Here is a 5,625-nt window from a genome sequence, read left to right as displayed (position 1 = left end):
GGCCCCGGACCGTGTCACGGTCCGGGGCCCCACTCGCGCGTGTACTCAGTCCTCTTCGGGATCGCGGCGGACCGACAGCAGGTCCTCCAGCTGTTCCTCGCGCGCCTGGGCCGCCACGAACAGCAGCTCGTCACCGGCCTCCAGCGTCTCCTCGGGGCTCGGCGTCAGCACCCGCCTCCCGCGGATGATCGTGACCAGCGAGGTGTCCTGGGGCCAGTCCACGTCGCCGACCCGTGTGCCGGCCAGTGCCGACTCCGGGGGCAGCGTCAGCTCGACCAGGTTGGCGTCGCCGTGGCTGAAGCGCAGCAGCCGGACCAGATCACCGACGCTCACCGCCTCCTCGACGAGCGCCGACATGAGACGCGGCGTGGAGACCGCGACATCGACACCCCAGGACTCGTTGAACAGCCACTCGTTCTTCGGGTTGTTCACCCGCGCGACGACCCTCGGTACGCCGTACTCGGTCTTCGCGAGCAGGGAGACGACCAGGTTGACCTTGTCGTCGCCCGTCGCGGCGATCACGACGTTGCACCGCTGGAGCGCCGCCTCGTCGAGTGAGGTGATCTCACACGCGTCCGCGAGGAGCCATTCGGCCATGGGGACCCGCTCGACCGAGATGGCGGTGGGCGCCTTGTCGATCAGCAGCACCTCGTGGCCGTTCTCCAGGAGCTCGGCCGCGATGGAACGTCCCACCGCACCCGCCCCGGCAATCGACACGCGCATCAGTGACCGCCCTCCTCGGGACCTTCGGCAAAGGCCTCCTCGACCTTCGCGATCTCGTCCGTACGCATCATCACGTGGACCAGGTCGCCGTCCTGCAGAACGGTCTGCGACGACGGCAGTATGGCCTCGCCCAACCGGGTGAGGAACGCGACACGGACGCCGGTCTCCTCCTGCAGCGTGCTGATCTTGTGACCGATCCACGACGCGGTGGTGTGCACCTCCGCGAGCTGCACACCACCGCTCGGGTCGCGCCACAGGGGCTCGGCGCCCGACGGCAGCAGCCGCCGCAGCATCTGGTCCGCCGTCCAGCGGACCGTCGCGACCGTGGGGATGCCCAGCCGCTGATAGACCTCGGCGCGCTTCGGGTCGTAGATGCGCGCGGCGACGTTCTCGATGCCGAACATCTCGCGCGCCACGCGGGCCGCGATGATGTTGGAGTTGTCGCCGCTGCTCACCGCGGCGAACGCCCCGGCCTCCTCGATACCCGCCTCACGAAGGGTGTCCTGGTCGAAGCCGACGCCGCTGACCCGCCGGCCGCCGAACCCCGCACCGAGGCGGCGGAACGCCGTGGGGTCCTGGTCGATCACCGCGACCGTGTGCCCCTGCTGTTCCAGGGTCTGCGCGAGAGCGGCTCCGACTCGCCCGCAGCCCATGATGACGATGTGCACCTTGCGCCTACCTCGCCGTCCTGGTCATCCGGATGACCTGCGAAAACACCCTGCTCACACTTCTCTCTCAGCTTGCCGGGGCAAACAACGGGGCAACCACCTTCGGCGTTGCCCCTGCATGAGCTTATGCGGCTACACCGCCACCGCCTCATCCGAGTGTGCGTATCCCGGAGCCCGACCGGGCGGAGGGGGGCCTTGAAGGGGGCGTCACCGGTCCCCTTGCGCAAGGATTTCGTTAAGGATTCCATGGACTTTTCCGGTGAGGGCGGCGGATTATGAAGGATCTCGGGGCATCGAGGGGGTGGTGCCTCGGCGGCGTGTCCCGCCAGCGCTTACGATCCTCACCGTGTCCAAACTGACCGACGTGCCCAAACGGATCCTGATCGGCCGGGCGCTGCGCAGTGACAAGCTGGGGGAGACACTCCTCCCCAAGCGCATCGCGCTCCCCGTCTTCGCGTCCGACCCGCTGTCCTCCGTCGCGTACGCCCCCGGAGAAGTTCTCCTGGTGCTGTCCATCGCGGGCGTGTCGGCGTACCACTTCAGCCCGTGGATCGCGGTCGCCGTCGTGGTCCTGATGTTCACGGTCGTCGCCTCGTACCGGCAGAACGTGCGCGCCTACCCGAGCGGCGGCGGCGACTACGAGGTCGCCACCACCAACCTCGGGCCGAAGGCCGGACTGACCGTCGCGAGCGCGCTGCTCGTCGACTACGTCCTCACGGTCGCCGTGTCGATCTCCTCCGGCGTGGAGAACCTCGGCTCCGCGATCCCCTTCGTCGTCGAGCACAAGACGATCTGCGCCATCGGGGCGATCGTCCTGCTGACGCTGATGAACCTGCGCGGTGTCAAGGAGTCCGGGAAGCTCTTCGCCATCCCGACGTACCTCTTCGTCGCCGGCGTCTTCATCATGATCCTCTGGGGCGCCTTCCGGGGACTCGTCCTCGGCCAGACGATGCACGCGCCCACGTCCGACTACGTGATCAAGCCCGAGCACCAGGGGCTGGCGGGCTTCGCACTCGTCTTCCTGCTGCTGCGCGCCTTCTCCTCCGGCTGTGCGGCCCTCACCGGCGTGGAGGCGATCAGCAACGGCGTGCCGGCCTTCCGCAAGCCGAAGAGCAAGAACGCCGCGACCACCCTCGCCGCGATGGGCCTCCTGGCCGTCACCATGTTCTGCGGCATCATCGGTCTCGCCATGGCGACCGACGTGAAGATGGCCGAGAACCCGGCGAAGGACCTGATCCACAACGGTGTCGCGGTCGGCGCGAACTTCACCCAGGACCCCGTCATCTCCCAGGTCGCGGCTGCGGTCTTCGGCGACGGCACGTTCTTCTTCGTCTTCCTGGCGGCGGCCACCGCCCTCGTGCTCTTCCTCGCCGCCAACACCGCGTACAACGGATTCCCGCTGCTCGGCTCGATCCTCGCCCAGGACCGCTACCTGCCCCGTCAGCTGCACACCCGAGGCGACCGGCTGGCCTTCTCCAACGGCATCGTGCTGCTGGCCGGAGCCGCGATCCTGCTCGTCTGGATCTACGGGGCGGACTCGACCCGCCTCATCCAGCTCTACATCGTCGGCGTCTTCGTGTCCTTCACGCTCAGCCAGACCGGCATGGTGCGGCACTGGAACCGCCACCTGCGCACGGAGACGGACACCGCGACCCGGCGGCACATGGTCCGCTCCCGGGCGATCAACACCTTCGGCGCGTTCTTCACCGGCCTGGTCCTTGTCGTCGTCCTGGCGACCAAGTTCACCCACGGTGCCTGGGTCGCGCTGCTCGGCATGGTCATCTTCTTCGGCACGATGACCGCGATCCGGAAGCACTACGACCGGGTCGCCGAGGAGATCTCGGCGGACGAGACCCCGTCGAACGACATGATCAGGCCCTCGCGGGTCCACTCGGTCGTCCTGGTCTCCAAGCTCCACCGGCCCACGCTGCGCGCCCTCGAGTACGCCAAGCTGGTGCGCTCCGACCAGTTGGAGGCGCTCTCCATCAGCGTCGACCACGACGAGACCAAGGCGCTGAAGGCGGACTGGGAACGCCGTGGCATCGACATCCCGCTGAAGATCCTCGACTCGCCGTACCGGGAGGTGACCCGGCCGGTCATCGAGTACGTCAAGAACCTGCGCAAGGACCGGCCGCGCGACGTGATCAGCGTGTACATCCCGGAGTACGTGGTCGGCCACTGGTACGAGCACCTGCTCCACAACCAGAGCGCCCTCCGGCTGAAGGGCCGGCTGCTGTTCACACCGGGCGTGATGGTGACCTCGGTCCCGTACCAGCTGGAGTCCTCCGAGGCCGCGAAGCTGCGGGCCAGGAGGCGCGCGAACTGGACGGCGCCCGGCTCGGTCCGGCGCGGGCCGGTGGAGCGGCGGCAGAAGGAGCACAGCCACAAGGGCTGAGCCTCGGGCTTGCTGTGTGGTAAGCGGCCGGCTTCGGCCCACGTAGACTGGTGGGCTGTTGTCCGGCCGTTTCGGTCTTGCTCGTCCCGGACCCCTTCACCTCGTTCCACTCTTCCCGACCTCTGGAGCCACCCCCTCATGCAGAACGAAGCCACCTCGTCGCAGTCCGGGGAGCCGCAGGCAGGGGAGTCCCTGATCGGCCGGGAGTACGAGGTCGAGGTCGGTCCCGTCGCTCACGGCGGCCACTGCATCGCCCGCACCGACGAGGGCCAGGTCCTCTTCGTGCGGCACACCCTGCCAGGAGAGAAGGTCGTCGCCCGGGTCACCGAGGGCGAAAGCGGCTCCCGCTTCCTGCGCGCCGACGCGGTCACCGTCGTCGAGGCGTCCAAGGACCGAGTGGAAGCCCCCTGCCCGTACGCCGGCCCAGGCAAGTGCGGCGGCTGCGACTGGCAGCACGCCAAGCCGGGCGCGCAGCGCCGCCTCAAGGGTGAGGTCATCGCCGAGCAGCTCCAGCGACTCGCGGGCCTCACACCCGAGGAGGCCGGCTGGGACGGCACGGTCATGCCGGCCGAGGGCGACAAGCTCCCGCCCGGCCAGGTCCCGGCCTGGCGCACGCGCGTCCAGTACGCCGTCGACGCCGACGGCCTGGTCGGACTGCGCAAGCACCGCTCACACGAGGTCCAGCCCGTCGACCACTGCATGATCGCCGCCCCGGGCGTCTCCGAGCTCGGCATCGAGAAGCAGGACTGGCCGCAGATGGCGACGGTGGAGGCCATCTCCGCCACCGGCTCCCACGACCGCCAGGTCATCCTGACCCCGCGCGAAGGCGGCCGGCTCCCGCTCGTCGAACTGGACAAGCCGGTCTCCGTACTCCGCGTCGAGGAGAAGGACGGCGGCGTCCACCGCGTCCACGGCCGTGCCTTCGTGCGCGAGCGGGCCGACGACCGTACGTACCGCGTCGGCTCCGGCGGCTTCTGGCAGGTGCACCCTCAGGCGGCGGACACCCTGGTGCGCGCGGTCATGCAGGGGCTGCTGCCTCGCAAGAACGACACGGCGCTGGATCTCTACTGCGGCGTCGGTCTCTTCGCGGGTGCGATCGGCCAGCGGATCGGCGAGAAGGGCGCGGTACTCGGCATCGAGTCCGGCAAGCGCGCGGTCGAGGACGCCCGACACAACCTGAAGGACCTGGACCGGGTCCGCATCGAGCACGGCAAGGTCGACCAGGTCCTGCCGCGCACGGGCATCACGGAGTGCGACCTGATCGTCCTGGACCCGCCGCGCGCGGGCGCCGGCAAGGCCACGGTCAAGCAGCTGGTCGCGCTCGGCGCCCGCCGCATCGCGTACGTCGCGTGCGACCCGGCGGCGCTGGCGCGGGACATCGCCTACTTCCGGGACGGGGGGTACAGGGTGCGGATGCTGAGGGCTTTCGACCTGTTCCCGATGACCCATCATGTCGAGTGCGTCGCGATCCTTGAGCCCGCCGCAAAGGGCGTCTGACCTGCGGTTTCGCCGAGTGTGCGTTATGTGCGCTGTGGGCGTTACGGGCGATATCTTGACGCATATTCGACGCACGTTGGGCCCTTCTGACGCACGTTTGACGCACGTTCTGATGAGGTGTCAGATGCCCGTTTCTGCAGGTGACGGTGTGTCGAGTAGGGCTTGAGGGGGCTCCCTCTTTACCGCCTCTTGGTGAACCGGTGCTCGATATCGCCGGATTTAAGGCTCAGTAGGAACGGGGTCCGTAAGCTTGACGTTTAACCTCGCTGCTGTTCGTGTTCCTTGATCGTTTCGGCGCGTTTCACGGTTTTGCCGACGTCCTGGATGCGGGCCTTGTGCTGG

4 protein-coding genes are annotated in these 5,625 nt (G+C 68.6%); 2 read left to right on the top strand and 2 right to left on the bottom strand.

All coding sequences use genetic code 11. The features are described from left to right. Window positions 1-45: 45 nt before the first annotated feature. Together ACFU5K_RS31065 and ACFU5K_RS31060 are read right to left on the bottom strand one after the other, a co-directional pair. Window positions 46-723, bottom strand: a complete 678-nt coding sequence (locus ACFU5K_RS31065) for a potassium channel family protein (protein ID WP_384067850.1) — start codon at window positions 721-723, stop codon at window positions 46-48. Next, complete coding sequence (locus ACFU5K_RS31060) at window positions 723-1,391, bottom strand: potassium channel family protein (RefSeq protein ID WP_384067847.1); 669 nt, start codon at window positions 1,389-1,391, stop codon at window positions 723-725. The genes ACFU5K_RS31065 and ACFU5K_RS31060 overlap by 1 nt, the downstream gene beginning before the upstream one ends. Window positions 1,392-1,737: 346 nt before the next feature. On the opposite strand from ACFU5K_RS31060, the gene ACFU5K_RS31055 reads away from it, so the two are divergent. Beyond that, complete coding sequence (locus tag ACFU5K_RS31055; RefSeq protein ID WP_384067843.1) at window positions 1,738-3,786, top strand: APC family permease; 2,049 nt, start codon at window positions 1,738-1,740, stop codon at window positions 3,784-3,786. Between the two features lie 138 nt (window positions 3,787-3,924). Continuing rightward, a complete protein-coding gene (locus ACFU5K_RS31050; RefSeq protein ID WP_384067840.1) occupies window positions 3,925-5,283 on the top strand; it encodes a class I SAM-dependent RNA methyltransferase in 1,359 nt (452 codons plus the stop codon). Window positions 5,284-5,625 lie beyond the last annotated feature (342 nt).

This window comes from Streptomyces sp. NPDC057428, from assembly GCF_042803195.1.
Lineage (GTDB): Bacteria > Actinomycetota > Actinomycetes > Streptomycetales > Streptomycetaceae > Streptomyces.
The sequence above is the reverse complement of the archived record's forward strand: the minus strand, read 5'-3'. Positions and strand labels throughout refer to the sequence as shown.